The following is a 26,634-nucleotide window of genomic DNA, read 5'->3' as shown; positions in this document are numbered from 1 at the left end:
GGGTGTCAGAATCACGGTTTCGCGCAGCGCAGTGCGCTTGCATTGGGCATACAGACGTAACAGGACGTGACAGGACGTAACAGATCGCGTCAGGTCGCAGAGAAGGGACAGGACCATGGAAAAGAGCATCGGAGCAGCAGTGACGACCCCATCCGCGCGACGCGAAGCCGTCGACGTGGCGATTATCGGCGCGGGCCCTTCAGGCGCGGTGGCTGCAGCCCTCTTGCGCAAGGCGGGACGTTCGGTGCTCGTGCTGGAGCGCCAGCATTTCCCGCGCTTCTCGATCGGCGAGAGCCTCTTGCCGCAAAGCATGGCGTACCTCGAAGAGGCCGGCATGCTGCAGGCCGTGGTGGAGGCCGGCTTTCAGTACAAGAATGGCGCGCATTTCGTGTGGCGCGACGAGGTATCGTCGTACGACTTCCGCGACAAGCATACGGCAGGCTGGGGCACGACGTACCAGGTGGAGCGCGCGAAGTTCGACGAGCTGTTGATCGGCTGCGCCGCAGAGCAGGGCGCCGAGGTGCGCTTCGGCCACGCGGTCACGGGCATGCGCACGGGCGACGCGCCGGTGCTGGAGGTGATCGACGAAAACCAGGCGCGCTATGAAGTGCACGCGCGATTCGTGCTCGACGCGAGCGGCTTCGGCCGCGTGCTGCCGCGTCTCCTGAATCTGGAGGCGCCCACCGGTCTGCCGACGCGTGCCGCGATCTTCAGTCATGTACTTGACGGCCTGACGCTGGACGCCTTCGACCGCAACAAGATTTGCATCGCGACGCACCCTGGGCACCGCGACGTGTGGTTCTGGATGATCCCGCTAGCGGGCGGCCGCTCGTCGGTGGGCTGTGTTGCCGATGCCGCTTTCCTCGACGTGCCGCAAGCAGAACGCGAGGCGCGGCTGCGTGCGCTCATTCGCGAGGAGCCGACGCTGAACCGCCTGATTGGCGACGCGCCATTTCTCATGCCGGTGAACCAGATCGGCGGCTATTCGGCGAACGTCGAACGATTGCATGGGCCAGGCTTCGCGCTGCTCGGCAACGCGGGCGAGTTTCTCGATCCGGTGTTTTCTTCGGGCGTCACCATCGCGCTGCGCTCGGCGCATCTGGCCGTGAAGGTGCTCGATCGTGCGCTCGACGGCGCAGCTGTCGACTGGCAGGCCGAATACGACGTGCCGCTGCGCAAGGGTATCGACACGTTCCGCGCCTTCGTCGAGCGCTGGTACACCGGCGAGCTGCAGGACATCATCTACTACCCGCGCCAGACGCCCTTGATCCGTCGGATGATTAGCTCGGTGCTGGCGGGCTACGCGTGGGACGAGAGCAACCCTTATGTGGCGGAGCCGGTGCGCAGGCTCACTTCGCTGCATGAGGCGTGCAAGCGGTCGTTGTAACGAGCGAAGAGGGCCGTTTCCTGGGTTGGCGCCTGCGCGCGGGTCGCAGGACCAACCCGGTCATCGCGGTTTCACTGGCCCGGCGGAGGAACTGCGCCTAGCTGGACCATCAGCCCGAGGGTATCCATGATGAGGCGGGTTTCCTTGATCCTCGCTTCCTGAAAGCGGTCGATGACCATGCCCCATACCTTGACGGAGCGCCCCGTCGCGTCCACGCCGAGGAACGCGCCCCTGTGCGTGCCCGTCCACTCGAAGCGGGTCAGCACGCGGTCGCCTTCTGTGAGTTGTTCCTCGACGCGCCAATGCATGTCCGGGAACGCGGCTCGCATCCCGCGCACGACATCCTTGAGGCCCTCGATTCCGGGACCCTGGCCGGGGAACGGCACCTGCTCGACCATGTCCTCCCAGAAGAACCGCTCCGCAGCGTCGATCTGCCCTTGATTCAGGACTTCCTCGATGAACGCGCGAACCCTATCGCTTTCATGCATGGAGTGAACGTCTCCTGGTTGGTCAAATTGGGAAGTGAAAGCCGGTTGCTGCAGAGTAGACGGGCAAGCGCGACGACGTGCGTGAGAGTCGCGCGAGAACGTGCGGTGGCGCACATTCGGGGCTTCGCGTTCCATGACCTTCACGAGGCCACATGCCCGGCGGCTGTGTTGCCTGTGAGCTTCGCGCGCCGGCGGATTGCCTTCACCTCGTCCCGTGTGAGCCCGAGCGAAGCGAGAAACGCCGCGTGCGAATCGGGGTTTTCTGCCTCGAATTCTGCATGCCACCTGTCCATCTCCGCATCGTCGAAGCCGGCGCTGCGCAGCATCGCTACCCACGCGTCTTTGCCACGCTTCTTTCCTCGCCGACGAAACGATGGTTGCGCCAGCAACGTGGCAATCGCATTCTGACGCTGCTTGAGACGTGCGATTTCCTCCGTCAACACCATCAAATGCGTTTCAAGGATCTGGGCAGCTGCGTCTGCCTCGTTTGCGAGGATGTCGCCTATTGCGGCGAGTGGCAACCCGGCGGCCCGATACGCACAGATTGCGCGTAGACGCTCGCGTTGCGTCTCATCGTAGAGCCGGTAGCCCGCGGTGCTGCGTGCGACCGGCACGAGCAAGCCCAGCGTTTCGTAGTGCAGCAGCGAGGAACGTGAGAGTCCCGCCTCGCGTGCCAGTCGTCCTGGAGTGAAACGAGTGAGACGTGTCATGACGGCAAGGGAAGTCTATCGGGTGAGAGAAAGAACACGCGCGCTCCGGGCCGGCTCAGCTTGGCGGCCGAATAGTATTCGGCGACAAGCGCGCGGCAATCGCCGGAAAAGGCCGGTGCGTACGCGAGAAACTCATCGAACGAACGTAACGGGTCCGATGCGCCCGCATGCGCCATCAGCCGGATCAGCGCTTCCGTGATTGTACGGTGGTACCGGCCCGGCGCGCCGAGATGCGTGGCGTATTGCGCGATACCGGCACAGGTGCGCTCGATCGCCTCGTCCAGCGGGAAGCGCTGCAGGTGTATCCACGCCACGCGCAGATGATTGCGATGATTGAACGCAGCCGCTGGCAACCGGCAGGCGAGAAAGGCTTCGAGGAATGCGTCGTCGCTGGGATCGCGGGTCGTTTCCATTTCGATCGATACCCTGTCTGTTGAACAGGGTATCGATCGTGAAGGTGACTACGGTAGTCGGGTCAAGCGGATTTTTGCCGCTTCGGCTCGCTGGTGCCGTCGAACGCTCAGCCTCAATGTGCTGCATGAGGCGTGCAAGGCCTTCTAGCCCTTGGAAAGGGGCGCATGGCGGCTTGTCGGCTGCAAGCGCCCCTTGTCTGGTCTGAGGGAGCGATAAAACATTATGTCAAACGGCTCTCGACTAAAAATTGGTATAGGTCTCGCCAAGAACATCGGCCTCAACGGCACCACTATATTTAACGCCGGAGACTGAAACGGTTTCGTGCTTTTTCGAGTCATACCAATTCGTACCCGCAAAGCAATGGACCTTGGCGTTTTGACTATGGTTCGTCAGGATGCGCTTGAAAGCGTTTTTAGCTTCACGGTAATTCGGATAGGTAAGGCTAACAGCACGGTAGTAGCCGTCTACCTGTTCGGTGGGCTGCGCACCCCAGCCGCTTTTCTTGAAATTGAAAATTCGATAGTAAAATTTTTCCTCGATCACCGGGGTTCCCACGTCTTTCTTGACTGCTGTATAGACGGGATCGATGTGTCTGACTGCCTGCTCTTCTGGCCCCCGGTATGGTCCAATCCAAAGCGTGAGTACCCGGTCGAGGCGCGCATCCTTTTGGCTTTCGTATTCTTCACGTTCCCTCTTATAGGCTTCGTAAGAGAATTTCTCGGCGGAAAACAAAGTCAGATTGTCACTATCGAATCTTGAGAAGTCGATATGCAACGCATGTGAAACAGCAGGCGGCAAGACGAGAAACCGGCCTGGATTGGCTGAAAGCTTGCATTTAGGCACCTTCAGATTGGTGGCCTTGGTGCGCGCAGAACAGATTCTTCCAATTGCATTCCATACGGCAAGATCGAATTCCTTTGGACGCGAATCTATCATGCCTTTATTGTTACGATTGGTCTCGGCGATTTGATCTTGAACCAGCGTCTCATCTTTCTGGACAAACGCCTCATCGATTTCCGCATGGATGACAACGTCTTTACCCTGATTTGCTACACCGGTATGCGGGTTGCCCTCAATCAGAAACCAGGATGCCTGGCCATGCTCCCCCTTATAAGGCTTGAACGCCGGATTGCCCTTGATCGCGTTCTCGATCAATTTGCGCACCACGATTAACGTGGCCTTCGTGGTGACGTGTAATGGCATTTGAAAATCTCCGCTGCGATTGCTGACTCGCGGGCTCGATCGCGGCCGCCAATCAAAAATTGCCGAAGAAGCCGCGCGCCGCGACCATGCAGAATGGCGCGACGATGTCGGCGTGGTAGACCTGAAGCACGGCAGACGTGCCACCATCCGTTGCACCCGCCTGAACCGCCTGGGCGGCGACTGATGCCTTGGCCTGAGCGAAACCAGCTTTCACCGCGGCAAACGGATCGTTCGCGCCAGGCGTGGAATCGACATCGAGCACGCTCGTCAGGCCGGGCGCGACGTTGGCGTTCTTCCAGTAGGCCTGCTCGATCGCCGCATTGAAAAAGAACACCATCGGGTCGAGGTGGCCGCCGCATAGCAGCACGGGCGAGCGCGGCACCCAGTTACGCAGATCGTTGCGCCTGAACGCCTGGCGCAGCGGCTGGGCCGGACTGGCAGCGGGGGCCATCGCGGCGGTCGGCGTGGGAAACGCGCCATCGGGATTGGCGATGGCATCTTCGAGCATACTCAGGCGATAAGCGTTGCGCACGAGATTCGCGGTGCCGAATCCCAACGCGAAGAGCGGCGTCAATTCAGCAGGCGCCAGCGGTGGCGCAAGAGGCGGCGTCAACGAGGCGAACTGCGGCGCGGGCGGCGTGCTGCTGAACAACTGGGTTGAGGGCAGTTTGCCTTTGGCGAAAAGCGTGTCCATTGACGTGACGCTCGGCAGCAGGTTCTCTATCCCTGGTGCATAGGCCGCTTCGAAAAAGTCGCCTGGCTTGCGATAGATATTGCCGTACGCGTGCTGGTAGCTCGTGGTCACCAGCACCGTAAAGATCGTCGAGCCGAGGTCGACTTCGCCCTGGACGAGGGCATCGGCCATGGCGCCCAGCGCATAGGGACCCGAGCCCGGCGCGGAAGCGGTGACGTTGATGCCGGCCGCCTGCAGCGCGCGGTGTGTGGCGAGCGCCACGTAGCCGCCCTGCGAATATCCGGTGACGAACAGCTTGCCGTTCTCACGCGTCTTGTTTGCCGGGTCGGGAAGGGCCAGGGCGAAGCGGGCCGCACGTAACGAATCGATCATGTCGGCGGATTGCTGGTCGCCGTTCAGATAGGGGTGATACGGCAAGGGGGAGCCCGAGTAGCCGGCATAGTTGCTGGCCACGACGAGATAACCTTGCGCCGCGTAGATCGCCGCCACGGCGATGCCTTCGCCCGCGCCGTCGCCGTTGGCCGGGTCCGTTTGAGTAATGTCGGCGATGTTGTAGTTGCGGTAGGTCGTGGTGCCGTGCGCGTACAGCATGAGGGGACGCGGCCCCGTACACGAGGCGCCGCCGCCGGGGATCATCAGCGCGGCGCTCGACATGGTGGGTTCGCCTGCGCCGCCTATCGTGAGGTAGCGGAAGTACTTGATTTCGATGTCGCAGCGCGGCGTGCCGGCGACCTGCAGCAATTGCTGACCCGTTGCGTTCGTGTTTAGCAGTTTCGTGAAGTCGCTTGCGCTCAGGCGCAGGCTCGTTCTCTGCTCGACTAGCTGGCCGCGAAAAAAGCAACTCAACCCGCTGCATGTCGAGGCGGCCTGCGCGACAACACTGGCACTCGACAAAAGCAAAGTCAGCAGTACCCAACTCGTCTTAAGCATCGCTCCTCGCATTTCACGCTCCGTTTTTGTTGGTGTTCGGAAAATGGGGCTGCCTTGCAGAGTCAAACGAGTATAGGTAAACGAATTCGGCATTTGCTACTGGTTGTGGGAACAATTTTCCAGTGAAGTACTTGACGAAAATTTCGCACTGGCGTTTGCCAGAATGTCGTGAGCTTATGTAATTAAACATCTGCAAGCTCCGTTATTCGTTTCCGCAATTCAGAAAGCGGCAATGGCTACGGAACAAGCGTAGAAACCTGCCCCGGCTGCACCACCTTGATCACGCCGCCCCAAATACAAACGAGCGTACCTTGAGCGTCCAGCGCCGGCATGGCGCCCAGCGTCACACTGGGAGCGCCGCCCGGAATCCACGGCGACGGCGTGGCCGGAACGCATGGCATCGGCGTGAATACACCCAGCGCCGCGGCAGTCGCGGCGATCACGGTAGGATTCGCCGGGCTTTGGCACAGCGCGAACGGCGTGATATTGGCGATCGGAATCGAGTCCGCAATCGTCGCGGCAGGCACGCCGCTCACTAGCACGCGATTGACGGGGAGAACGTTCAGCGTGCCGGGCGCACCGCCAAACGAGCATTGCAATGTGGCACCGGCGCAGACTTGCGGACTGGTCATCGTGTACCTCCTTATGCGTTGCCTGCGCGAGAATCAGGCCGAAGACGGATTAGCGAGCGACTGCCACCATTGTTTCCAGCGCGGCAGCGGCTTGCCGTCCGCCGCTAGCGGGCGGTTGTCGTCGGTATAACGTTTCGCCGCTTCGAGCGGCTTTCCGGCATTGAACGGCTGCCGCAGCGCGAGGCAGCCATTCGGATGGAAGCGCTGCAAGACGCCATGCAGCTTGCCGTTGCGGTAATGCGCTTCTTCGAGCAGCGTGCCGTCGGTCAGCCAGGTGCGCGATACGCCGTGCAGCACGCCGTTCGCGTAGTGCTCCTCGCGCTGGATCTTTCCATCGGGGTGGTAGAAAAGCGCCTTGCCGTCGAGCTTTCCGTTCGCGTACTGCACCTGTGCCGAGGGATTGCCATCAGGATAGAAGTAGGTGGCCGGTCCACTGAGTACACCATTCGCATAACGCATCATCGCGACGGGACGTCCTTCCGACTCGATGCGCACAGGGCCGTGCAGCGCGCCGCCCAGCGTCGCGCCTTCAATGCGCGTGTCGTCGCGTTCTATCGTGACCGGCTGGATCGTATCCATGGTCGCCTCAATTGATCTTCACAATGCCGCCCTTGACCACCAGCATGCCGCCTCCGTCCACGGTCTGCTGCACGGCGCCCTTGTTCGTCACGCTTTGTGCCTCGTTCGAAAGTGTGCCGTCCGACTTGTTGGTCAGCGACGTCCCGGCCTGATTCGTGAGCGACACGCCGGCCTGGTTCGTCAGCGACGCGTCGCTCTTCGCCGTGAGATTGCCCGTGCTCTGCAGCGTCAGCGTGCCGCTCACCTTGATGGTGAGGTTGCCGTCCACGGTGAGCGTCATGTTGCCCGTCACGGTCTGATCGAGGTTGCCGCCCACCGTGCGCGTCTCGTTGCCACCGGCTTTCACGGTGCGTGCGCCCTTGATGTCGACGGTTTCGTCGCCGGTCTTGACCGTCGTGGTGCGGTTGCCCTGTTCGACCGTGAGCGTGTCGTTGCCTTCCTTGACCGTATGCGCGCGGTCGTTCTTGATCGTGCTCGTTTCGTTGTGGTCTATGGTCCACGTGGCGTCGTTGATCACCTTGGCGTTGAGGTCCTTTTGCGCCTGCAGGAAGATTTCCTCGCTGTCCTGCTTGTCTTCGAAACGCAGTTCGTTGAAGCCGTTGCCGCCTTTGGAGGTATTCGTCTTGATGCCGGACTGCGTCTGGTTGTCGGGCAGCGTGTAGGGCGGCAGATTTGCACCGTTGTACACGCTGCCTGTGATCAGCGGGCGGTCCGGATCGCCGTTGATAAAGGTCACCACGACTTCGTCGCCCACGCGCGGCATGAACTGCATGCCGAAGCGCTTGCTCGCCCACGGTTGTGCCACGCGAATCCAGCACGAACTCTGTTCGTCGTTCTGACCGTCGCGGTCCCAGTGAAACTGAACCTTCACACGGCCGTACTGATCCGTCCACAATTCCTCGCCGCTCTTGCCCACCACCGTCGCGGTCTGCGTCGGCATGAAGGGGCGCGGCGTCGTGCGCGCGGGCCGCCAGGTCGTCGCGAACGGAAACGCTTCGAAGCGGTTGCGATAGCGGTTGTGATCGGCTTCGTGAACCACGCTGCGCACGACCCATTCGATGTTGGCGTCACTCGATTCGTGATCTGCCAGCGTAAAGCGGCAACCCGGCGCGAGCGCGCGGCAATCGCTTTCGCCAATGAGGATCCGGGTGGGTGCACGCAGCGCGTCCACACGGTGTTTGGAGAGCGTGGAGCCATCGTCGCTGGTGGCGTAGCGCCCCGGATACTCGTACACGCTGTGTCCGTTCGATGCCGCCTGTGCCTGCGAATAAAGCTGTGCAGTCGGCGTCTCCCACGCGTAGTCGGTATGCGAGAAGAGCCCGGTGGCCGTCTCTTCGACAACCTCGCAATGGACGATCTGCGTCGATTCGCGTGTGCCGCTCGTGCCGCCTGTGTAATGCAGTGTCGCGTCGCCGGGCAAGGGCGTGAAGGCGTCGTTGCTGTCGGCGATGACGAGCGTATGACTGCCCGTATCGTGGCGGAAGAAATAGAACCAGCCTTCTTCTTCGCAAAGGCGGCTCACGAACGCGAAGTCGGACTCGGCGTACTGCACGCACCATTCGCGCGTCGCTGCCGTGCCCGTGACGGAGAACGAGTAGTCCGTCAAGCTGTGCCCACCGAATACGGCCTGGATGATCTCCTGGGCGTTTTTGCCCTGAAAGATCCGGTTGTTTCGCGAGAGCGTGAGCAGCCACAACCACGAACGCAGTTCCAGGGTGAAGTGGCTGGCATCTATCGTCGAGGGCAACTGTGCGGCGCGCGTGCAAACGGCGTCGATCAGCCGAGGCGACTCGCCCCATGCGAGCGAGAGCGTTGCATGGTTGCCCGTCATGCCCGAGGGTGCGGGTGGCGGCAATCCGCCGTGGGCGTGCAGCGTCAGCGTGGTGGCAGCGTCCAGCGCCTCGCGCGCATCGAAGCGGGCGGGAAAGAGCGTGCTGAACGCGCTGCCCGTGAGGCTGATGCGCGCGTCGGTGTCGGCGGAAATGGGGCGGTTCATCGCGGGAATTGTGTCGAGTGGAATGCGGTGTGGCGGGTCCCGTGCATCGTCATTCGAGCGCCCACTGCGCGAGCGTGCCGACCAGCTCGTTCATGAGCACGTTGTCGATCTCACGCGCACCGCCCGCGGCGCGGCAGCGCGCGAGCACGGCGTCGATGATCCTGCTGTCGAAGGCGAACTGCTTGCCCGTGGCGTCGCGGTAGCGCATGCGCAGTTGTTCGAGCTTCTTTTCGATGATGGCGCGCAGCACCGTGTCGTCGAGCGTCGCGTAAGGCACGGCGGTCATGCGCGCGAGAAACGCCGGGCGAAACGCGTGCAGCAGTTCTTCGTGGAGCCGCCGCGCGAAGGCGTCGGTGGCAAGCGTCGCTGCGGGCGTATTGAGTAGCAGCTCGGCGCCCACGTTGCTGGTGGCGAGAATCACCGTGTTGCGAAAGTCCACCACGAGCCCGGTGCCGTCCTCCATCACGCCCTTGTCGAAGACGTTGTAGAACGCTTCGAGCACGTCGACATGCGCTTTTTCGATCTCGTCGAGCAAGACGACGCTATAAGGGCGCCTGCGCACCGCCTCGGTGAGCTGGCCGCCGCTCGCATAGCCCACATAGCCCGGCGGCGCGCCGCGCAACTGCGAGACCGCGTGCGCTTCCTGATACGCGGCCAGGTCGATGACGATGAGATTGCGCTCGCCGCCGTAGAGCGCATCCGCAAGCGCGTAGGCCGTCTCGGTCTTGCCCACGCCAGTCGGCCCCACGAGCAGGAACACGCCTACCGGGCGCAACGGGTCGGCGAGTCCCGCGCGCCACGCCTGGATGCGCTTGGCGATGCGGTCGAGCGCTGCGTCTTGCCCCACGATGCGCTGCGCGAGACGGCCCTTGAGCGTGCGCACGGCGTGGGCCTCATCGGCGAGCATCTTGCCCACGGGAATGCCGGTCCAGCTTGCGATCACGGCGGCGATGGTCTTCGAGTCCACGCAGACCGGCACCATGGGGTCGTCGTCGCGAATAGCTTCGAGGCCGCTTTCGAGACGCGCCAGTTCGGCGGCGAGGTCTTCGCGCGGGTCGGCGGCCTCGCTGTTCTCGTTTTCGTTCTCGCTTGCGTCCGCGCTATCTGGCGATTCCTGCGCGCCGTCGTTGAAGACATCGCGAGGCGCCGCGTCGAGGGCGGCCAGGCGCGCGCGTACCGCGAGAATCTCGCGCACGGTAGCCGCCTCGTCACGCCAGCGCGCCTCCAGCGTCTCGACGAGCGTGGCGTTGTGCGCATGTTCGGCTTCGAGTGCGGCGAGGCGCTGCGTGTGATTCGCGCCGAGCACCGTTTCCGTGCGCAGGCGTAGCAGTTCGTCGTCGAGCGCGCGCTGCCGGTGCCTGGCCGCTTCGAGTTGCGGCGGCGTGTCGTGCTGCGCCAGCGCCACGCGCGCGCACGCGGTGTCGAGCACGGCAATCGCCTTGTCGGGCAACTGGCGCGCGGAGATGTACCGATGCGAGAGTTTCACCGCATCGACGATGGCGGCGTCGAGGATCGTCACGTTGTGGTGCGCCTCGAATTTCTGCGCCAGCGCGCGCAGCATGGCGATCGCCGTCGGCTCGTCGGGCGCTTCGATCTGCACGAGCTGGAAGCGCCGCGCGAGCGCGGGGTCGCGCTCGAAGTACTTCTTGTATTCGAGCCACGTGGTGGCCGCGATGGTGCGCAGTTCGCCGCGCGCAAGGGCGGGCTTGAGCAGGTTCGCGGCGTCGCTGCCGCCTTCCGCGCCGCCCGCGCCGATCATCGTATGGGCTTCGTCGATGAAGAGCACCACCGGTCGCGGCGAGTGCCGCGCTTCGTCGATCACCGCGCGCAGGCGCCGCTCGAACTCGCCTTTCAACCCCGCGCCCGCCTGCAGCAGCGCGAGATCCAGCATGCGCAGCGAGACCTCGGCAAGCGGCGGCGGCACGTCGCCCGCCGCGATGCGCAGCGCGAGTCCTTCGACCACGGCCGTCTTGCCCACGCCCGGCGCGCCCACGAGCAGGGGGTTGTTCTGCCGCCGCCGCAACAGGATGTCGAGCGTCTGGCGAATCTCCGCATTGCGTCCGACGATCGGGTCGATGCGTCCGGCCCGCGCTTCGGCGGTGAGGTCGAGCGTGTATTGGTCGAGCAGGGCGGGCGCTGGTGCAGCGGGCTCAAGCGCACCGGTCAGCGCGGGAACGCTCGCGTTGTCGTCGATGGCCGCTTCGAGCGGTGCGATCTGCGATGTCGACGCGAGCGGCGCCGCCGCTTCGATGGGCGCGAGCCAGACGGTGAAATTGGCGCGCAGCGCGGCGCTCGCCACGCGAAGCAGCATGGGCGCCCCATGCACGACGCGTGCGCGCAGCGCATCGTTTTCGAGCAGGGCGATGAGCAGTGTCGCTGCACGCACGCGCGGCTGCTGAAGCACGACGGTGGATTGCACGAGGGCGTCCTGGAGCCACACGAGCAGGTCCGGAGAGAACGACGGCATGCCCGTGTTGCCGCGCTTGAAGCGCGCGATCGCCATGCGGATCTCGGCGCTGAGCGCGGCGCGATCCACGCCGAAGTGCGGCAGCACGCACGCGAAATCGCCGCCCTCGGGTTCGGCGAGCGCGAGCAGCCAGTGCTCGATTTCGACCACGAAATGTGTTTCGCGCAGGCATTGCTGCGCGGCGCGTTCGAGGGCTTCGCGCGGCTCGCGCTCGAGGAGCGCAACGAGCGTCTTGAGATCGAGCGTCACGGCCCGGTACGCCCCTGCGCGTCGTCGGGTGCAAGGCACGTGAGGCGCGCGGGCGCCGATTCCGCCGCGCCGGCCCACGCGGTCCAGCCGAGCCTCTGCGGCGCGTGCCGCGAGAGGCGCGCGCGCGGCAGTTCGCCCGCGGCGAGTTGCAGCTCGAGATGCACCTTGAGTTCGGCGCCGAACCATGCGGCGGCGAGCGTTTGCAGCGCTTCGTGAGCGGGCGCGCCCGGCAGGAAGGCTTCGTACTGCGCACGCCTGAGCGGCCCCAGCCGCACGCGTATGCCCTGGTGTTCGTCCCAGATCCTCGTGCCCGCAACGGCATTCTGGCCGAGTCGCCGGTTGCGCCCGCCGGAGCCGATCGCCGTGCGGCTCGCCGGGGGCAGCGTGCGCCAGCCGCCCGCGAACGGCGTGGAACGAACGTGGACGCGGAAATGATGGAGCACCATGACGTCGAAGCCCGCGAGCGAGCGGCGGCGGTTCGCGAAGAGGCCCGCGCGCGCCAGCACGGCGCGCAGGTCGAGCGGCTCGGGCGGCGTTGCCGTTTCCTGTGCCGCGCGGTTGTACGGGTTGCGTGAATTCAGCGAGGCGTTGCCCGTGAGCGCGCGCAGCACGACATCGGCTGAGCGCTGCGCCGTGGCGGGCAGCGGCTCGGCGCTGCGGTACTTGCGCTGTGCGCGGTAGAGCAGCGCCAGCAGCCGATGCTGGAAGATGTCGAGAAACGCCGCCGCCGAGCGGTCCTTGCGGCGCAGACGGTCCTGCAGCCATTCCTGCCATGCGCCGGGCAGGGGACCGTTCGGGCCGCCCAGCGCGAACGCGTTGACCTGGAGCTGGGGCGTTCCCGCATGTCCGGATTGTCCGTATGCTTCTTCGCCCGGCTGAGGCGCAAACGCGAGCGAGCGCGGCAAGCCGCGCCGTAAAGGCCCGAGCGCGCTCGCCGGAAACGCGGGAGACAGATTGCCGCTCAACGCGAGCGCTTCCTGGCTGGGGTCGAGCCCGGTGCCGAGCGGCTGCGCATGCGGCTGCAACAACTCGAGCAGGCGTACGGCCTGCGTGAATTCGAACGCGTGCGGTTCGTCGAAGAGCCGCTGCGTCAGAGAACGAGCGGGCTGCCCATCGTCGGCCGCCATGTGCGGATCTCCCGACCGTCGCGCACGAGCGAGGTCTGTACGAAACGGTTGACGCTCGCATAGAGCGAGAAGAATTGCGCGAGCACGCCGGAAAAGAGCACGGTGCTCGCGCCCACGAAGCTCGCTTCGTCGAGTTCGATCCGCACGCCGAGCCCGTTGCGCCAGCCGCGCCAGCGGTCCGTCCCGACATGCGCGACGATCGGTTCGCTCGACACGGCCACGAGCCCCGCGATCTGGCGCTGCGACGGGGCATGCGCGCCGAGATTGTGGAGCATGAGCATTTCACGCAGCGACTGCAGCGCCTGCGGGCCTTCCACGATCGACGTGTGATTGAGGACGAGCTGCGACACGAGACGCCAGCGCGACGTGCCGTCGAGCGCGGCCACGATCTGCGGCGTAGGCCGATGCGCAATGCGCACGCTCGCCACCGGGCCCGGCACCTCGAACGACAGCGCGGCGCCCGGCGCGAGCCGGTGGGCCAGATGACGATTGGTGCACAGCAGATCCGCAGTGAGCGTACGCGCCGCGGGCGCAGAGGGATTGAAGCGCGTATCGACGAATGTGAGCATGACGTCGCTGCCGGGACGCGACGGGTGCAGCCCGCTCACGCGCCGCGCGTACCAGTACACAGCCGAATCCGCGCCATGCATCGAGCCATACCAGGGCGGCACGTCCGTCACCGTGCGGCCAGCCACGGCGCGCACGTTGCGCACGGCGTAGATCTCGGTGCTCGATTCGCGATGCGCGTCGGGACTCACGCGCATTTCGCGCGCCGTGCCGTCGGGTCGCAACGGTTCGGAGGTGCGCGCGAACAGATTGAGCGCGCTCGCGCAGCCGAGCTGGATATCCTGCGTGTGCAACGTGAAGCGCCCGCGGGGGGCCGCCGTGAAACCGATCACGAGATCGAGGCTGTCGAGCGCATCGGCAGGCGGCTTGAACGGCAGATCGAAGAACGCGAACTTCTCGGGAAAGGCGAAGTACTCGACCAGCAGACGGCAGGCCGGATGCGCGCCGTCTTCGAGCGGCAGCAGCGCGTCTTCCTCGTCGAAGCCAACAGGGGAGGGCAGGCCGCGTTGCGCGCGCAAGGTACCGTCTGGCATCTGCAGCCAGGTGGCGGCGCTGTGTGCGCCGAGCAGGTCGTAGAGCGCGGCGGAGGTGACGGGCGACGCCGTGAGGCGCACGCGCAGGCGCTCGATCGGCAGCGCGCCCAGCTTGTGCGGACCGATGCCCCGCAGCGTGAGCCGCAGCGCCGATTGCAGCGACGCGTTGCCGGTGAGCGCCTGGGCTTCCTCGGCGTCGAGCAACTGGGCGGCGGCGAGGGTGATCGGCCAGAGCGTGACGTCGCTGCACGTGCGCCATTGGATCGTCGCGCCGCTCGCGTCCACGTGCATGAGGGGGGTATCGCGCGGCACGCGATACCCCGCGGCGATGCTGCCTTGCGTGGAGTCCGGCTCGAACTGCACGATCGTCATGGAGGGCACGGGCCGCGACGCGTAGGGATAGAACTGTTCGAGAAGGCCGTCCGTGAGCGTGGTGTATTCGTCGTCGAGCGTGCGCTGGATGCGGGCGGTTAGCACGGCGAAGCTTTCGATCAGGCGTTCGACGTTCGGGTCGGCGCTCTCGCCAGGGCCGAGTTCGAGCCGCCGGGCGATCTTTGGATAACGCTGCGCGAAGCCTTCGCTCGCGCGGCGCAGATAAGTCAGCTCGCGCTGGTAGTAGTCGAGCAGTTGCGCATCAAGCGAGTCGTTCATCGACGATCCCGATGGACTGCGTTTCGCCGTCCTGCCCGGCGACGTAGGTGACGACGTGCTCCACGCCGTCGCTGCCGCGCAGCGTTCCCCGAATGCGCAGGCACAGCCGCCATGGCGCGGCGGCGTCCGCTTCGATTTTCACGCGCGGGTTGCGAAGGCGCGGCTCGAAGGCGCGGATCGCCTCGGCCACTTCACGCTCGATCACCGCCCGATCTTCCGCGCGGGCCGCGCTTTGGCCGCTCCAGTCGGGCAGGCCGTAGAGCAGGACGTCCGGCGCGCGCGGCAGGCGGGGCGTGCCGCGGCGCGTGTTGAGAAGGCGCAGCAACTCGGCGCGCACCGACGCGCGCAAGCCGGCCGCGTCCAGTGTGCGCGCGGCGAGTTCGTCGACGGACTCGTGCGCGTCGAAGGGCGCGTCGTCGGCCAGCCGCTCGAAGAGCGGCATGGGCGCGATCGCGATGAAGGCGCGGTCGTTCGCCATAGGCGGTGCGCGCTAGGCTGCCGCCTTCACGACCTTGTTCGCGGCCAGGTCCCACGTCGTGGCCGCCGTGCCTTCCTTGGTGGCGTCGTCCTTCTGCGCGGTGAGTTCCCACTTGATCTTCGTGAAGTTCAGCGAGAGGGTTTCCACGGGCTTGCCACCCGCGCCGCCCGACACGCTCACGTTGCTCAGCACGACATTGTTCAGCGTATAGGTGATGAACGGCATGATCTTGCCGTCGCTTTCGGCGGCGTTGCGGCCCACCACGATGGTCGCGCTCGCAATGGCCTTGCCGGAGCAGCAATATTCGTTGAGCGTGGGCGTGGCGACGTCGACGAACTTCGTCACGGTGAATTCGCCGAGATGGGGTTTGCCCGACGTGCGCTCCGAGTTGCTGACGTCGTTGGTGACCTGCATCGCTACGTTGTGGCTGTACGACATCAACTCGATCTTGTCGGCATAGCCTTCGAGCGTGCACTCGCCTTTGATGTCGCTGCCCAGGTCGAGAATGATCGAATCCATGGTTTGCTGCTCCCGAAGCAGTAGAGAACCGCGCGGGCCGCGTGCGCGGCGCCAGGCGCGTTCAGGGACCAGGGGCGCTCACGCGCCGCCTGGCCGTCGTTTGTTCATCGAATCGCTTTCTTCTGCGGGTGGATCAGGCGGCTGCCGGCGGCGGCAGCGTCGCCACGAGCCGGATCGAGGCAGTGAGTTCCTCGAGCTGGAAGTGCGGCCGCAGGAACACCGTCGCGCGATACGCGCCGGGCTTGCCCGGCACATCTGTCACGTCCACGCGCGCCTCGCGCAGCGGATACTGGGCCTTGATTTCCTGCGGCGCGTTGTCGTTCACGAGCACGTAGTCGGCAATCCACGTGTTGAGATAGGCGCGCACGTTATCGCGCGTCATGAAGCTGCCGACCTTGTCGCGCATGATCGCCTTGATATAGTGCGCAAAGCGCGACGCCGCGAGGATATACGGCAGCATGGCCGAAATGCGCGCGTTCGCGGTGGCCTCGGGCGTGTTGTAGAGCGCCGGCTTGCAGGCCGTCTGGCCGCCGAAGAACACCGCGAGCCCTTCGTTCTTCTTGTGCACGAGCGCGATGAAGCCGAGCGAGTCGAGTTCCTTTTCGCGCCGGTCGGTGATCGCCACTTCCGTCGGGCACTTCATGGCCTTGTCGCCCGAAGCCGTCTGGAAGATATGGTCCGGCAAGCGCTCGACCGCGCCGCCGCCTTCCACGCCGCGAATCGCGGCGCACCAGCTGTATTGTGCGAACGCGTTGGTGATGCGCTGCGCCAGCGCGTAGGCGGAGTTGCCCCACAGATATTTCGAGTGGTCGGTGCCGTCGACATCCTCGAAGAAGTTCATGCCCTCTACCGGATTGCTGTCCGGATGATAAGGACGCCGCATCAGGATGTGCGGGAGCGTCAGTGCGACATAGCGCGAGTCTTCGCTCTTGCGGAATTCGCGCCAGCGGGCCATGTCGATCGTCTCGAAGACCTTGGAGAGATCGCGCGGCACGCCCAGCTCCGTGAAGCTCGACATGTCGAACAGTTGCGGGTGCGCCGCCGAAATGAACGGCGCGTGTGCAGCCGCGGCCACCGAGGCGAGTTTTTCGAGCAGGCTCACGTCGGGCGTCTGGCGCGTGAAGTAGTAGTCGCCCACCAGTACGCTGAACGGAAAACCACCGAACGTGCCGTATTCCTCTTCGTAGATCTTCTTGAAGAGCGCGCTCGTGTCGACGTCGATGGCCTTCTCGAGATCGTTTTGCAGGTCTTTCTTCGAAGCGTTCAGGAGGCGCAGTTTCAGGCGCGTGCCCGTTTCGGAGCCCTTCACGAGAAAGTGCAGCCCACGCCACGACGACTCCAGCGCCTGCATGTCGGGGTGATGCAGCACTTCGTTGAGCTGCTCGCTGATCAGCTCGTCGATCTTGCGGATGTGATCGTTGATCATCGCCACGGTGTCGCGGCTGATGGTCATGTTCTTGTCGAGCACCTGCAGCGCGAACTCGGCGAGCAGCTCGCGCGCGTGCTGCTGCTGCTCCTCGTATTGCGCCATGCGTCCTTCGTGCACGATGCGGTCGAGCAGCGTGACCGTACCCGCCTGCGCGGTCGCGGCGGCCTGAATGTCGGACATGATCGTCTCCTCGCGTTGGGCTTAGCTGGCCGGCGTGTCACTGGAAGGGCTGGCGGGTGCAGCGGCGTCGCCCGCGGGCGGCGGCAGCTGCGCTGTCGGCGTGTCCTGCGGGTGCGCCGAACGGATTTCGCTCAGCCCCTTCGGGTCATGCACCACTTCCTGGAGCAGCTTGTCCAGTTCGTCGTTGCCGTCGAGCTTGGTGAGGAGGTCGCGCAGGCGCAGCCGCGCATCGTAGAGCTGTTTGAGCGGGCCGATCTGCTGGACGATGCTCACAGGATCGAAGTCGTCGATGTGCTCGAACTTCAGCTCGACGTTGATCTTGCTGCCGTCGGCGGCGAGCGTGTTGTCGACCTGCAGCGTCGCGCGCGGCCCGATCGACTTCATCACGTCGTTGAAATTGTCGCGGTCGATGTCGACGAAGCGGCGCTCCGTCATTTTCGGCAACGGCTCGACAGGCTTGCCGGACAGGTCGGCAAGAATGCCCACGACGAGCGGCAGCTCGCGCTTTTCGATGGCATTGCCCGTTTCGACGTCGTACGTGATCTGGACACGCGGCGGTCGGTTCCGTTCGAACCAGTGCTGGGTACTGTCGGCCATGGTCACCTCGGTGGCGGTCGTTCTTCTATTGCATTGTGTTACGGGAGAGATGCGCGGTTGTCGTCAATCTGCCCTTTTCATGATGCGTTTTCTTTAAGACGACAATGCCCCGCAAAACGTAATTAAACGATTGCCAGGCGCATTCCCGGTCCTTCAGAAAAAACACAGCTAAAGCATGCCCCGGATTCGTCAGACGAGAGCATTCACGGCGTCAAGCGTTCGCGCTGCGTGCGGCTTCACCTTGTCCTTCGTCGCGCACGTCGTGAAGATAGACGGTCACGACTTTAGGACAGTAAACGGGGAATTTCAAAGTATATTTACGGCGCATAGATTCATTTCCTTTCAGGTTTATTTACGAATTGTTTTTGAATTGATCGAGTAGAAAATCGTTATTGCAATGTTGTGTGGGGCGCTTGTAGACTACGCGCGAAACAGCTTGCGCAGCAGAACATGCGTCTTGATTAGAAATACGAACTAGCATGGACTCTCCTGCGCGCGGGCAGGAGGCATCGCGGACAAGAGGCGACGCACACAATGGGGATTGCGCAGTGATCACCACGTTATTCGCCGGCGCGTCGCGCGCCGCGAAGCCGTACGGCTGGCGTGCCGCCGCGCTGGCGTTCGCGCTCGCGCAGGTGCTCGCGGCGTGTTCGTCGCTGCCCAAGGTACAGGTAGATACCCTGGCCATTGCCGTTTCCACTCAAGCGAATCAGGACACGCCCATCGCCGTGGACGCCGTGCTCGTGCGTAATCAGCAACTGCTCGATGCATTGCTCGGCCTGCCTTCGGCGAAGTGGTTCGCGCAGCGCGATCAATGGCGCCGCGATCATCCCGAGGACCTCACGATCGTGTCGTTCGAAGTCGTGCCGGGCCAGCAGATCGCGGCGGCACCGTTTCCGTTTGGCGGCAAGCGGGGCGCAGGCGTGGTGGTGTTTGCCGACTACCAGACACCGGGCGCGCACCGCGTGAGGCTCGACACGGGGCCCGCTCACGCGCTGCTGCTGCTCGGCGACCAGGATCTGAGCGTGCAGGCGGCGCATTGAGCAACGAGACCGTGTGACGCCACGGTGTCATAGAGCGGCGCGGCAACACTGAGCGACGAAACGTTTAGCAATAGAAAGCAAACACATCATGCGAACTTCGTTTCCCGATCCGGTCTGCTGGTTCGACGGCATGCCCTTGCTGCCGCAGCATTTCCAGACCCAGGCGCTGCACGCGGCGGGGCATGCCGCGTTGCTCGCCGGCGCCGCGCGCGCGCACTACTGGGGCGTGCTCTCGCTGGAGCACGACGCCGCCGGACTCGCCCAGGGGCTCGTGCGCATCAGCGCGCTGGAGGCGATCCTGGCCGACGGCCTCGCGATCCGCCACACACCGCACGATCCCGTGCTGGAGATCGACGTGAGCCACGCGTTCAGCGCGCCGGACGAAGAGGTCACGATCTATCTCGCGGTGCCGCCGCTGTATCGCGGCGGGCAACTCGATCCGCAGGCCGGGCGCTACACCCAGCGCGAGAGTCCCGACGTTCCCGATCTCGTCTCGGGCGGCGAGCCCGCTTCGATCACGACATGGACGCCGCGCCTGCATCTCATGACGGACCTCGGCCGTCACGAATTCGACCGCTTGCCGCTCATGCGCGTGCGGCAGCAGGGCGGCGGCGTGGCGATTGCGGACTATGCGCCGCCTTGTCCGTTCGTGCGCGCCGACTCGGTGCTCGGTCAACGTGTGATGCAGCTGCTGCTGCGCGTGCGCGAAAAATGCGTGTTCCTGGCGGGGCGTCTGCAGGCGGCGCAACGCGCGGAAGAGCGCGACGATTCCGTCCAGATCGAGCGCCAGCTTTGCGCGCTCTGGAGCCGCCTGCCCGAAGTGGAAGCGACGCTCGTCACCGGCATCGCGCATCCCGCCGAACTGTATCGCGCCGTTGCGGGCATGACGGGCGCGCTCGCGGCGCTGCGTCCCGCGCGTGGCGTGCCCGCCTTCGCGACGTTCGATTACATGGCGCTGCTCGCGTCCTTCGATCCGCTGCTCGCGTGGGCGGACGAAGCACTCGCGACGATCCGCCAGGGGTATCGCGTGCGCGCGTTCACCGAGGAGGGCGGCAGCTTCTGGATCGCGCCGCCGTTCGAAAGCGGCGGCAACGTGGCGCGCGAACTCGTGATCGGTTTGCGCATGCCGCCCGACGCGGGCGAGCACGACGCGAGCGTGTGGCTCGATCATGCCGTCGTCGCGTCGCGGCCCTACGTGCCCACGCTCGCGCGCCAGCGCATGCGCGGCCTCGCGCGCCGGCGGCTCGCGCGCGAGGAGCGCGCGGCCTACGCGACGGGCGACGACACGACGCTCTTCGCGGTAGCCGTGGAGGATGCGTGGTTCGACCGCGCGCAGCCGTTGTGCATCGAGGTCCGCACGACCGTGCCGGGCCGCGCGCCCTGGGCCGTGCAACTCTTCACGCCCACGGGCGATGCCGCCGACGACGCACGCCCGGGGGGAGCCGATCATGCTTGATACCAGCGACCCGAGTGACGAGCGCCTGCCGCTCATGCGCGCGTTCGTCGTGGCGTTCGCGTTCGCGGAGAACGCGCGCCTGCGCGCGGTCGCGCAGGCGGCGAATGCAGCCAGTGCGGCGAACGCCGTGAGCGCAGAGACGCCCGCCGATCCCCAGCGCGATGCCGACGCGCTCGCCACCCAGCTGCAGTCGGCCACACGCAAGCTCGCGCGTGACGCGATGGCCTGGACCGGCGCGGCGGGCGAAGCGGACATCGCCGCCGCGCAGTACGCCTATGTCGCGCTGCTCGACGAATTGCTGCTGTTCTCGGCGTGGAATGGCGCGAGCGCGTGGGAAACGTATCCGCTCGAAGCGCGCATTTTCGGTACGCGCGCGGCGGGCGAGCGCATTCCGGCTGCCATCGAAACCTTGCTCGCGCAACGCGATCCGGCGCAGCGCGATCTCGCCAACGTGTATCTCGCCTGCCTCACGCTCGGCTTTCGAGGCCGCCTGCGCGGCGAGGCGGGCGCCTTGCGTCACGACCAGCTGCGCCACGCGCTGTTCGCCTTCGCCATGCAGCGTGACCCCGAGCCCGACCGGCTTGGCGCGCCACTCGAACGCGCCGCGCTGGCGCCGCGCGAAACCCGTCCGCTCACGCAGATGTTTCCAGACCGCGCACGCCTCGCGCTGTTCGTGGGCGGCGGATTCGCGGTGCTGCTCGGCATCTCGCAGCTGCTGTGGCTCTACGCGACGGCGCCCGTGCGGCCTTCGCTCGAACAGTTCGAGACGGTGTCGATCGCGCAAGGGCGTCCCGCGCAGGCGAGCCATACGAGCACCACGGGCATGGTGCTGCCGCGCGCACGCACGGTGCGCAGAATGCGGCCAGCGCCGCAGCCCGCCGATGTGCAGGCGATGCCGCGGACTCAGGACGTCCCCGCGGGGCCGACGGTCGCCACCGCGCCGCCCGCCACGCTCGCGCTCGCGGCACGGCGCATCGTCACGGTGAGCGCGCAGCACGCCGACGAAGCCGGCGAAGTGAGCGAAGAGAGCGAAGACAGCCCGGACGCCACGCCACGCGGAGCACGGCCATGACGACCACACTCGTAGTCGTCCTGATCGTCCTCATCGCGCTGTTGATCGTGGGGCTCGCGGCCGTGCTCGTCGTGCGCTGGCTGCGCGGGCGCGACGAACGCCGGCCGCTGCGCAACTTCTCCGCCATGATGCGCACGGCGCACAACGCGATGGGCGTGCGCGATCCGTACTCGGTGCCGCGCGTGCTGGCCACGGGCGCACCGGCGGCGCTCGACGCGCTGGCGCTCAGCTGGCGTCTCTCGCCCGTTGGCGAGCCGGCGTGGTTCGGCAGGCTCTGGCACGACGCCGAAGGCATCCTGATCGCGGAGCCCGGCGACTCGCTCGGCGCGCGCGCGGCCGCCGAGCGCCGGCGCGGCTCGACTGGCGGGCGCTTGCTGCGCGGCCTGCTGCGCAACCGGCCGGGCCGCCCGCTCGACGCGCTCGTGTGGGTGATCGCGCTCGATACGCTCGTCGACGAAAACGGAACCGCGCGCGCGGACACCGACGCTGCGCTCGAAGCTTCGCGCACAGTGCTCGCGCTGCAGCGTCAACTGGGGCAGATGCTGCCGCTCTATGTGGTGGTGACGGGCTGCGACGCGCTGCCGGGCTTCGATGCGCTCGCGGCCCGTCTGCGCCGCGCCCGCATCGAAACGCCGCTGGGCTGGGCCTCGCCGTATGCGCCGCGGCGCGCCTTCGAACCCGCGTGGGTAGACGAGGCCTTCGCCGCCATGAGCCGCGCGCTCGCGGCGACGGTCACCGAAATGGGCACGCTCGACGGTGCGCTGGACGGCGACGTGTTCCTGTTGCCGCAGCGCATCGACACCCTGCGCGAGCCGTTGCGCGAGCACATCGAGCCCACCTTGCGCGGCGCCGCGGACGGCACCGCGCCGCTCATGCGCGGCATCTGGTGCGTCGGAGCGATGCCGCAAGCGCAGGAGCGCGAGGAGCCCGCCATCACGAACGCGGCGCGCAGCGAGGCGCGCGCCGCGGCCGCGCCGGCCTTCGCGTCGCGTCTCTGGCACGACCTGCTGATGCCGGGGCAGGGACTCGCACTCGCCATTCCCCGCGTGCTCGCGCTGCGCATGCGACGCTACCGTATCGCGACGTTCGCAGCGATCGCGTTGGGCGTGTGCTGGTGCGTGGGCCTCGGAGTCACGACCTGGCACGTGCGCAGCGACGCGCGTGCACTGGCGAGCAGCTACGACGCGCTCGCGCTCGCGAGCGTCGCCTGGCACGAAGCGGGCGCGAGCAGCAGCGAAACGGCGGCGGCGAATGCGCTGGGCAGCGCCGCGAACGCCTTCGTCAAGGTGCCGCGCTGGCAACTCGCCACGCCGTTCATGCCGCTGTCGTATTTCGGCCTGCACCGCCGGCTCGACGACGCGCAATACCACGTGCTGAGCGGGCTCGTGTTCTCGCCGCTGCGCGCGCGGCTCGTAAGCCGGCTCGCCGAACTGAACTGCGACGGCGCCAACGAGTCGGGCGACAACGCGAGCCTCGCGGCCGCCGCACGGCGTCCCCAGGACCTGCCCGAGTACACGCAGGGCACACGGCTCGTCACGAACGCGGCGCAGACCGAGCGGCTGATCACGAACTACAACGAACTGGTGGAACGCGATTCCGGCAACACCGTCATGCTTGCGCAACTCATGCGCGGCGCAGTGGGCGTGAGTTTTTCGCCCGATCATGTGGCCGACCGTGGGGGGCTGGACGACGCCATACGCGCGACGGCAGTGGAAGGCGGCGAACTGTCGTTCGACGGCACCGAGGCGCGCGCCGCGCACGCGCGGGCGAGCGTGTGCTTCGAGGAGACCTTCGATCGCTGGTTCGACGACATTTATCAGGACTCCTCGCTCACGACGAACGCCGCGCAAATCCAGGCCATGCTCGCCGATCTCAAGGCGCCCGGCGCCGTGCCGACCACCGCCTCGCTCTCCGAGCTGGCCACGCGCATCGACACGCTCGCAACCCAGGTCGATACCGCGGACCACGGCTGGGCGGGCACACATGGCCAGGAACTCGTGCCGGGGCTCACGGCGACCTTCGACACGGCAAAGGGGCTGCGCCTGATCGGCGCGACGCCGGTGGCGAGCGTGCTGGAGCACGAACAGAGCGAACAAAGCGCGTTCGCGGCGCGCTGGCTCGCAAGCGGGAATCTGCCTGGGGTGCTGGCCTCGAATCCCACCACAGGGCTGCAGCTGGCGCCAGACTTGCTGCCGCTGCGCGACGCGTTGCGCACGTTGCTCGGCCAGTCGTTCGTCGCGGGCGAGGGCAGCGCGACGGCCGAAATTCGCGGCGTGGATTCCGACTCGGCGCAGCGCGCACTGGCGATCCTGCCCGCCTACAAGCAATACTCCGCCGGACTTCTCGCTCAGGCGCCCGAAGCGTGGCGCGGCGCGCTGCTCGCCGCGGCCGGCAACGCGACCGTGCACAGCATGGTGGCCGCGCTGTCGGCACCCGTTGCGACAGCGGCAACATCGGCAGGCGGGGCGCGCAACGTCGCTTACGCGCCGCAGACGCAGGGCGCGTCCTTCGACATGCTGCGCAAGAACGCGACCGATCTCGTGGAAGCGTTCGACTCGCTCGGCCGCGCGGATCTCGCGCAAGCCGTTGCGCTGCGCGTGAGCGACGTCGCGCTCGATGTGCTGCGCTCGACCGATGTGCAGTTGCAATCGCTGGAACCGTTCCGGCCGCTGCGCGGCGACTTTTCGGCGTGGAACGGCAACGCCGGCGGGTCGATGCGCGCATTCGGCGCCGCCACGCCCGAAGCGCTGCAAACCTATCTTGCGGCGCAGTCGAGCGCGGTGGCGGACACGGCCACGCTCGCGTCGAGTGCGCTCGACTGGCTGAGCACACAGAACCCGCCGCTTTCCACCGCGGACGCGCGGCTCGTGGCGCGCTGGAAGGCGCTCTTCGCGGACCTCGCGCAATACCGCGCGCGCAGCCCGGCGAGCGCGCTGGTGGCGGTGCCGTCGATCATCTCCAACCAGCTCGACAAGATGGATCTCGACACGTGCAGCGCCTCGCTCGCGCAGGTGGACGTGCCGGGCTCGGGCGACATCGTCGCGAGCGCGGGCATGCGGCTCGTCTCGTCGGCGCGCGAGCGCTGCTACCGGCTGCAGATCGGCACCGGCGGCGAGGCCTACGAACAGCTGCGCAACTATTTCGCGCGCTACCTGGCCGGCCGCTTCCCGTTCTCCGCGGATGCGAACGCGCAGGCCGCCGACCTGCGCCAGACGGCGGCGTTCGTGGCACTGCTCGACGCGAAGCTCGCGGACGCGCAACGCGGCATGAGCGCCGCGGCGGCGAGCGGCGGCTCGCAAGCGGGCGCGCAGCAGTTTCTGGCCAAGCTCGCGCGCGCGAAGCCCTGGCTCGACGCGCTGGTGGCGCGCGGCGCGGACGGCGCGCTCGTGGGCGTGGACGTGGCGGTGGATTGGCGCATCGATCGCGCCGACGAAGCCGGTGCGGACCAGGTGATCCTGTGGTCGCTCGCGAGCGGCAGCCAGACGCTCGCCTGGCCCGCCACGGCGGGCACGCCGCTGCGCTGGGCGCCGGGCCAGCCTGCCGCGCTGAGCCTGCGCTGGGCGAAGGACGGCCCGTGGCGGCCCATGCAGGACGCGTCGCAGCCGACGCTCTCAGTCGACGGCGAAGCGGCGACATGGGCGGCAAACGACACGTGGTCGCTATTGCGCCTCGTGCGCCTGCACGCGGTGCCGGACGACGGCGTGGATACCGGCACGGGCGCGGGCAACGCGCGCATGGTGCTGAGCGTGCCGGTGCGCGACCGCAACGGCGGCACGCAAACCGCGCGCATGTTCATGCGTCTGGGCATGACCGGCGCGTCGAAAACGGCGCTCGCGTGGCCCGACCTGCCGTACGCGGCGCCGGGCTACAGCGCATACGGCACGCCTGCGGTCACCTATGGACCGTATCCGTCGAGCACCCAGGCGGGGCGCGGATGAACCCGGCATTCGACATCCAAGCACTCGTTCAACCGATACCGGGCGCCGCGCCAGCCGGCGTCCCGCTGCTGCACGACGCCGCCTTCGACGCGATCAAGGCGGCGCGACGCGAGGACGATCCGGCGTTGCCCGCGGGCATCTGGCAAACCACGCTCAAGGTCGCCGACTGGGCCGCTGTCGAAGCGGGCTGTGAGGACCTCCTCGCGCGCCGTAGCAAGGACTTGACGCTCGCCGCATGGCTGGGCGAGAGCTGGCTGCATCGATACGGATGTGTTGCCTTGCCCGATTGCTTCGTCTTGCTGAGCGAATTGTGTGTGCGCTATTGGGACGATATTCATCCGTTGCCGCGCGATGGCGACCTGGGCTTTCGGGCCGCACCGCTCGCGTGGGTGGCCCAGCAGTTTCCGACCTTGCTCGGCGGCCGGATCGCGTTGTGCGCGGGGCCTGACGGATCAGCGCTGACGCTTGCGCGCTGGCAGGGCGCGCAGCGCGAGGCGGTGGCGGTGAAGGACCGCAAGGATGTGCCGGCCGCGAAGCGCGAGGAGGCCGCACGCGTGGCGCAGGCGTTGGCTCAGGCCGCGCATGCGGCGGAGCCTGCCGCGTTGCGCGATCAGTTGCAGGCGCTGCGCGCGGCTCGCGCGCCCATCGCGAAACTCGATGCGTGGTGCACGCAGCGGCTCGGCGCGGAGGCGCCGTCGTTCGGAGCGCTGCTGGAGACGCTGGAGCGCATGGAGAGTGTGCTGCGTGACTGGCTCACGACACATCCCGAGTGGGAGGACGTACCGATGGTTGAAGTCGCAACGATTCAGGAGCCGGCGGTGGTCGAGCCTGCAGCGGGTCAGGTGGCTGCGGTTGGTGCGGTGCTGGAGCCGGCTGGGCCGAGGAGGCTCGATGCGCCGCAGTCGCGTGATGAGGCGTACCGGTTGCTCGCCATTGTTGCCGAGTACCTCATGCGCTATGAGCCGCATAGTCCTGTGCCTTATATGCTCAAGCGGGCGCTTGACTGGGGTGGGAAGCCGTTGCCCGAGTTGCTCGCTGAACTGATGGCCGGTGAGCGGGGCAGGGCGTTGGGGGCGGCGCTTGGGTTGTTGCCTGAGGGCGGCGAAACTTAGCGTTTTCTGTTGTTGACACCGACTGGATATGCTTGTTTTCGCGGCGGTATGCCTGGGTTGCCCCTGTGCGGGGCAATGCTCTCAACTTAAGCCCGATTGCATCACGCGAGTTTGTAGGCGAGGTGGAAATGGGGTTTGGCCTTTCTGGGTGGCCTGGGATAGGAGCGTGAGGGCTGTATGCGA

At 66.3% G+C, this 26,634-nt stretch carries 21 protein-coding genes; 6 read left to right on the top strand and 15 right to left on the bottom strand.

Going from position 1 to position 26,634, the window contains the following annotated elements:
* Positions 1 to 139: 139 nt before the first annotated feature.
* Positions 140 to 1,387: an NAD(P)/FAD-dependent oxidoreductase gene (locus AB4Y44_RS17950; protein WP_368700420.1), complete on the top strand. Its 1,248-nt coding sequence runs from the start codon at positions 140 to 142 to the stop codon at positions 1,385 to 1,387.
* Between the two features lie 71 nt (positions 1,388 to 1,458).
* On the opposite strand, the gene AB4Y44_RS17945 is transcribed toward AB4Y44_RS17950, so the two are convergent.
* The 15 genes from AB4Y44_RS17945 to tssB form a co-directional block, all read right to left on the bottom strand.
* Positions 1,459 to 1,875: an ester cyclase gene (locus AB4Y44_RS17945; protein ID WP_368700419.1), complete on the bottom strand. Its 417-nt coding sequence runs from the start codon at positions 1,873 to 1,875 to the stop codon at positions 1,459 to 1,461.
* Between the two features lie 140 nt (positions 1,876 to 2,015).
* Positions 2,016 to 2,585 carry a MerR family transcriptional regulator gene (locus tag AB4Y44_RS17940; RefSeq protein WP_368700418.1) on the bottom strand — a complete coding sequence of 190 codons (570 nt, stop codon included), beginning with the start codon at positions 2,583 to 2,585 and terminating at the stop codon, positions 2,016 to 2,018.
* The gene (locus tag AB4Y44_RS17935) at positions 2,582 to 2,998 is read right to left on the bottom strand and encodes a hypothetical protein (protein ID WP_342925136.1); all 417 of its coding nucleotides are present in this window, start codon (positions 2,996 to 2,998) and stop codon (positions 2,582 to 2,584) included. Before AB4Y44_RS17935 ends, AB4Y44_RS17940 begins: the two co-directional genes overlap by 4 nt.
* A gap of 241 nt (positions 2,999 to 3,239) precedes the next feature.
* The gene (locus tag AB4Y44_RS17930; RefSeq protein ID WP_368700417.1) at positions 3,240 to 4,202 is read right to left on the bottom strand and encodes a hypothetical protein; all 963 of its coding nucleotides are present in this window, start codon (positions 4,200 to 4,202) and stop codon (positions 3,240 to 3,242) included.
* Between the two features lie 52 nt (positions 4,203 to 4,254).
* Positions 4,255 to 5,826 carry an alpha/beta hydrolase family protein gene (locus AB4Y44_RS17925; RefSeq protein WP_368700416.1) on the bottom strand — a complete coding sequence of 524 codons (1,572 nt, stop codon included), beginning with the start codon at positions 5,824 to 5,826 and terminating at the stop codon, positions 4,255 to 4,257.
* A 236-nt stretch (positions 5,827 to 6,062) separates the two neighbouring features.
* Complete coding sequence (locus AB4Y44_RS17920; protein ID WP_342925139.1) at positions 6,063 to 6,458, bottom strand: DUF4280 domain-containing protein; 396 nt, start codon at positions 6,456 to 6,458, stop codon at positions 6,063 to 6,065.
* 33 nt (positions 6,459 to 6,491) lie between these two features.
* Positions 6,492 to 7,037 (bottom strand): toxin-antitoxin system YwqK family antitoxin, encoded by a 546-nt coding sequence (locus AB4Y44_RS17915; RefSeq protein ID WP_342925140.1) that lies wholly within the window; start codon positions 7,035 to 7,037, stop codon positions 6,492 to 6,494.
* 7 nt (positions 7,038 to 7,044) lie between these two features.
* A complete protein-coding gene (locus AB4Y44_RS17910) occupies positions 7,045 to 9,033 on the bottom strand; it encodes a type VI secretion system tip protein TssI/VgrG (protein ID WP_342925141.1) in 1,989 nt (662 codons plus the stop codon).
* Positions 9,034 to 9,082: 49 nt separating this feature from the next.
* Positions 9,083 to 11,749: a type VI secretion system ATPase TssH gene (gene tssH / locus AB4Y44_RS17905; protein WP_368700415.1), complete on the bottom strand. Its 2,667-nt coding sequence runs from the start codon at positions 11,747 to 11,749 to the stop codon at positions 9,083 to 9,085.
* Positions 11,746 to 12,876 carry a type VI secretion system baseplate subunit TssG gene (gene tssG, locus AB4Y44_RS17900; RefSeq protein ID WP_342925143.1) on the bottom strand — a complete coding sequence of 377 codons (1,131 nt, stop codon included), beginning with the start codon at positions 12,874 to 12,876 and terminating at the stop codon, positions 11,746 to 11,748. The genes tssH and tssG overlap by 4 nt, the downstream gene beginning before the upstream one ends.
* Positions 12,840 to 14,627, bottom strand: coding sequence for a type VI secretion system baseplate subunit TssF (gene tssF / locus AB4Y44_RS17895; protein WP_368700414.1), 1,788 nt, complete (start codon positions 14,625 to 14,627; stop codon positions 12,840 to 12,842). The genes tssG and tssF overlap by 37 nt, the downstream gene beginning before the upstream one ends.
* The gene (gene tssE / locus AB4Y44_RS17890; protein ID WP_342925145.1) at positions 14,611 to 15,105 is read right to left on the bottom strand and encodes a type VI secretion system baseplate subunit TssE; all 495 of its coding nucleotides are present in this window, start codon (positions 15,103 to 15,105) and stop codon (positions 14,611 to 14,613) included. The genes tssF and tssE overlap by 17 nt, the downstream gene beginning before the upstream one ends.
* A gap of 12 nt (positions 15,106 to 15,117) precedes the next feature.
* Positions 15,118 to 15,624, bottom strand: coding sequence for an Hcp family type VI secretion system effector (locus tag AB4Y44_RS17885; protein ID WP_342925146.1), 507 nt, complete (start codon positions 15,622 to 15,624; stop codon positions 15,118 to 15,120).
* A 133-nt stretch (positions 15,625 to 15,757) separates the two neighbouring features.
* Entirely contained in the window at positions 15,758 to 17,233 is a 1,476-nt protein-coding gene (gene tssC, locus AB4Y44_RS17880) for a type VI secretion system contractile sheath large subunit (RefSeq protein WP_069267983.1), read from the bottom strand.
* Positions 17,234 to 17,254: 21 nt separating this feature from the next.
* The gene (gene tssB, locus AB4Y44_RS17875) at positions 17,255 to 17,830 is read right to left on the bottom strand and encodes a type VI secretion system contractile sheath small subunit (RefSeq protein WP_342925147.1); all 576 of its coding nucleotides are present in this window, start codon (positions 17,828 to 17,830) and stop codon (positions 17,255 to 17,257) included.
* Positions 17,831 to 18,378: 548 nt separating this feature from the next.
* Here tssB and AB4Y44_RS17870 point away from each other — a divergent pair.
* From AB4Y44_RS17870 to tssA, 5 genes are all read left to right on the top strand, one after another.
* Positions 18,379 to 18,873 (top strand): hypothetical protein, encoded by a 495-nt coding sequence (locus AB4Y44_RS17870; protein WP_342925148.1) that lies wholly within the window; start codon positions 18,379 to 18,381, stop codon positions 18,871 to 18,873.
* Positions 18,874 to 18,961: 88 nt separating this feature from the next.
* Positions 18,962 to 20,329, top strand: a complete 1,368-nt coding sequence (tssK, locus tag AB4Y44_RS17865) for a type VI secretion system baseplate subunit TssK (RefSeq protein ID WP_342925149.1) — start codon at positions 18,962 to 18,964, stop codon at positions 20,327 to 20,329.
* Complete coding sequence (locus tag AB4Y44_RS17860; protein ID WP_368700413.1) at positions 20,322 to 21,401, top strand: DotU family type IV/VI secretion system protein; 1,080 nt, start codon at positions 20,322 to 20,324, stop codon at positions 21,399 to 21,401. The genes tssK and AB4Y44_RS17860 overlap by 8 nt, the downstream gene beginning before the upstream one ends.
* Positions 21,398 to 25,339, top strand: a complete 3,942-nt coding sequence (locus AB4Y44_RS17855) for a type VI secretion system protein (RefSeq protein ID WP_368700412.1) — start codon at positions 21,398 to 21,400, stop codon at positions 25,337 to 25,339. Before AB4Y44_RS17860 ends, AB4Y44_RS17855 begins: the two co-directional genes overlap by 4 nt.
* Entirely contained in the window at positions 25,336 to 26,451 is a 1,116-nt protein-coding gene (gene tssA, locus AB4Y44_RS17850) for a type VI secretion system protein TssA (RefSeq protein WP_368700411.1), read from the top strand. Before AB4Y44_RS17855 ends, tssA begins: the two co-directional genes overlap by 4 nt.
* Positions 26,452 to 26,634: the final 183 nt, after the last annotated feature.

The sequence above is a fragment of the Paraburkholderia sp. BR10937 genome (assembly GCF_040965695.1).
Taxonomy (GTDB): Bacteria; Pseudomonadota; Gammaproteobacteria; order Burkholderiales; family Burkholderiaceae; genus Paraburkholderia.
Note: the sequence above shows the minus strand (reverse complement) of the source record. Positions and strands in the feature narration are given on the sequence as shown.

What these genes read in the sequence shown, in the direction of transcription:
- AB4Y44_RS17945 (WP_368700419.1), bottom strand. Translation starts at nt 1,875, where the DNA reads ATGCATGAAAGCGATAGGGTTCGCGCGTTCATCGAGGAAGTCCTGAAT.
- AB4Y44_RS17940 (WP_368700418.1), bottom strand. Translation starts at nt 2,585, where the DNA reads ATGACACGTCTCACTCGTTTCACTCCAGGACGACTGGCACGCGAGGCG.
- AB4Y44_RS17935 (WP_342925136.1), bottom strand. Translation starts at nt 2,998, where the DNA reads ATGGAAACGACCCGCGATCCCAGCGACGACGCATTCCTCGAAGCCTTT.
- AB4Y44_RS17930 (WP_368700417.1), bottom strand. Translation starts at nt 4,202, where the DNA reads ATGCCATTACACGTCACCACGAAGGCCACGTTAATCGTGGTGCGCAAA.
- AB4Y44_RS17925 (WP_368700416.1), bottom strand. Translation starts at nt 5,826, where the DNA reads ATGCTTAAGACGAGTTGGGTACTGCTGACTTTGCTTTTGTCGAGTGCC.
- AB4Y44_RS17920 (WP_342925139.1), bottom strand. Translation starts at nt 6,458, where the DNA reads ATGACCAGTCCGCAAGTCTGCGCCGGTGCCACATTGCAATGCTCGTTT.
- AB4Y44_RS17915 (WP_342925140.1), bottom strand. Translation starts at nt 7,037, where the DNA reads ATGGATACGATCCAGCCGGTCACGATAGAACGCGACGACACGCGCATT.
- AB4Y44_RS17910 (WP_342925141.1), bottom strand. Translation starts at nt 9,033, where the DNA reads ATGAACCGCCCCATTTCCGCCGACACCGACGCGCGCATCAGCCTCACG.
- tssG (WP_342925143.1), bottom strand. Translation starts at nt 12,876, where the DNA reads ATGGCGGCCGACGATGGGCAGCCCGCTCGTTCTCTGACGCAGCGGCTC.
- tssF (WP_368700414.1), bottom strand. Translation starts at nt 14,627, where the DNA reads ATGAACGACTCGCTTGATGCGCAACTGCTCGACTACTACCAGCGCGAG.
- tssE (WP_342925145.1), bottom strand. Translation starts at nt 15,105, where the DNA reads ATGGCGAACGACCGCGCCTTCATCGCGATCGCGCCCATGCCGCTCTTC.
- AB4Y44_RS17885 (WP_342925146.1), bottom strand. Translation starts at nt 15,624, where the DNA reads ATGGATTCGATCATTCTCGACCTGGGCAGCGACATCAAAGGCGAGTGC.
- tssC (WP_069267983.1), bottom strand. Translation starts at nt 17,233, where the DNA reads ATGTCCGACATTCAGGCCGCCGCGACCGCGCAGGCGGGTACGGTCACG.
- tssB (WP_342925147.1), bottom strand. Translation starts at nt 17,830, where the DNA reads ATGGCCGACAGTACCCAGCACTGGTTCGAACGGAACCGACCGCCGCGT.
- tssK (WP_342925149.1), top strand. Translation starts at nt 18,962, where the DNA reads ATGCGAACTTCGTTTCCCGATCCGGTCTGCTGGTTCGACGGCATGCCC.
- AB4Y44_RS17860 (WP_368700413.1), top strand. Translation starts at nt 20,322, where the DNA reads ATGCTTGATACCAGCGACCCGAGTGACGAGCGCCTGCCGCTCATGCGC.
- AB4Y44_RS17855 (WP_368700412.1), top strand. Translation starts at nt 21,398, where the DNA reads ATGACGACCACACTCGTAGTCGTCCTGATCGTCCTCATCGCGCTGTTG.
- tssA (WP_368700411.1), top strand. Translation starts at nt 25,336, where the DNA reads ATGAACCCGGCATTCGACATCCAAGCACTCGTTCAACCGATACCGGGC.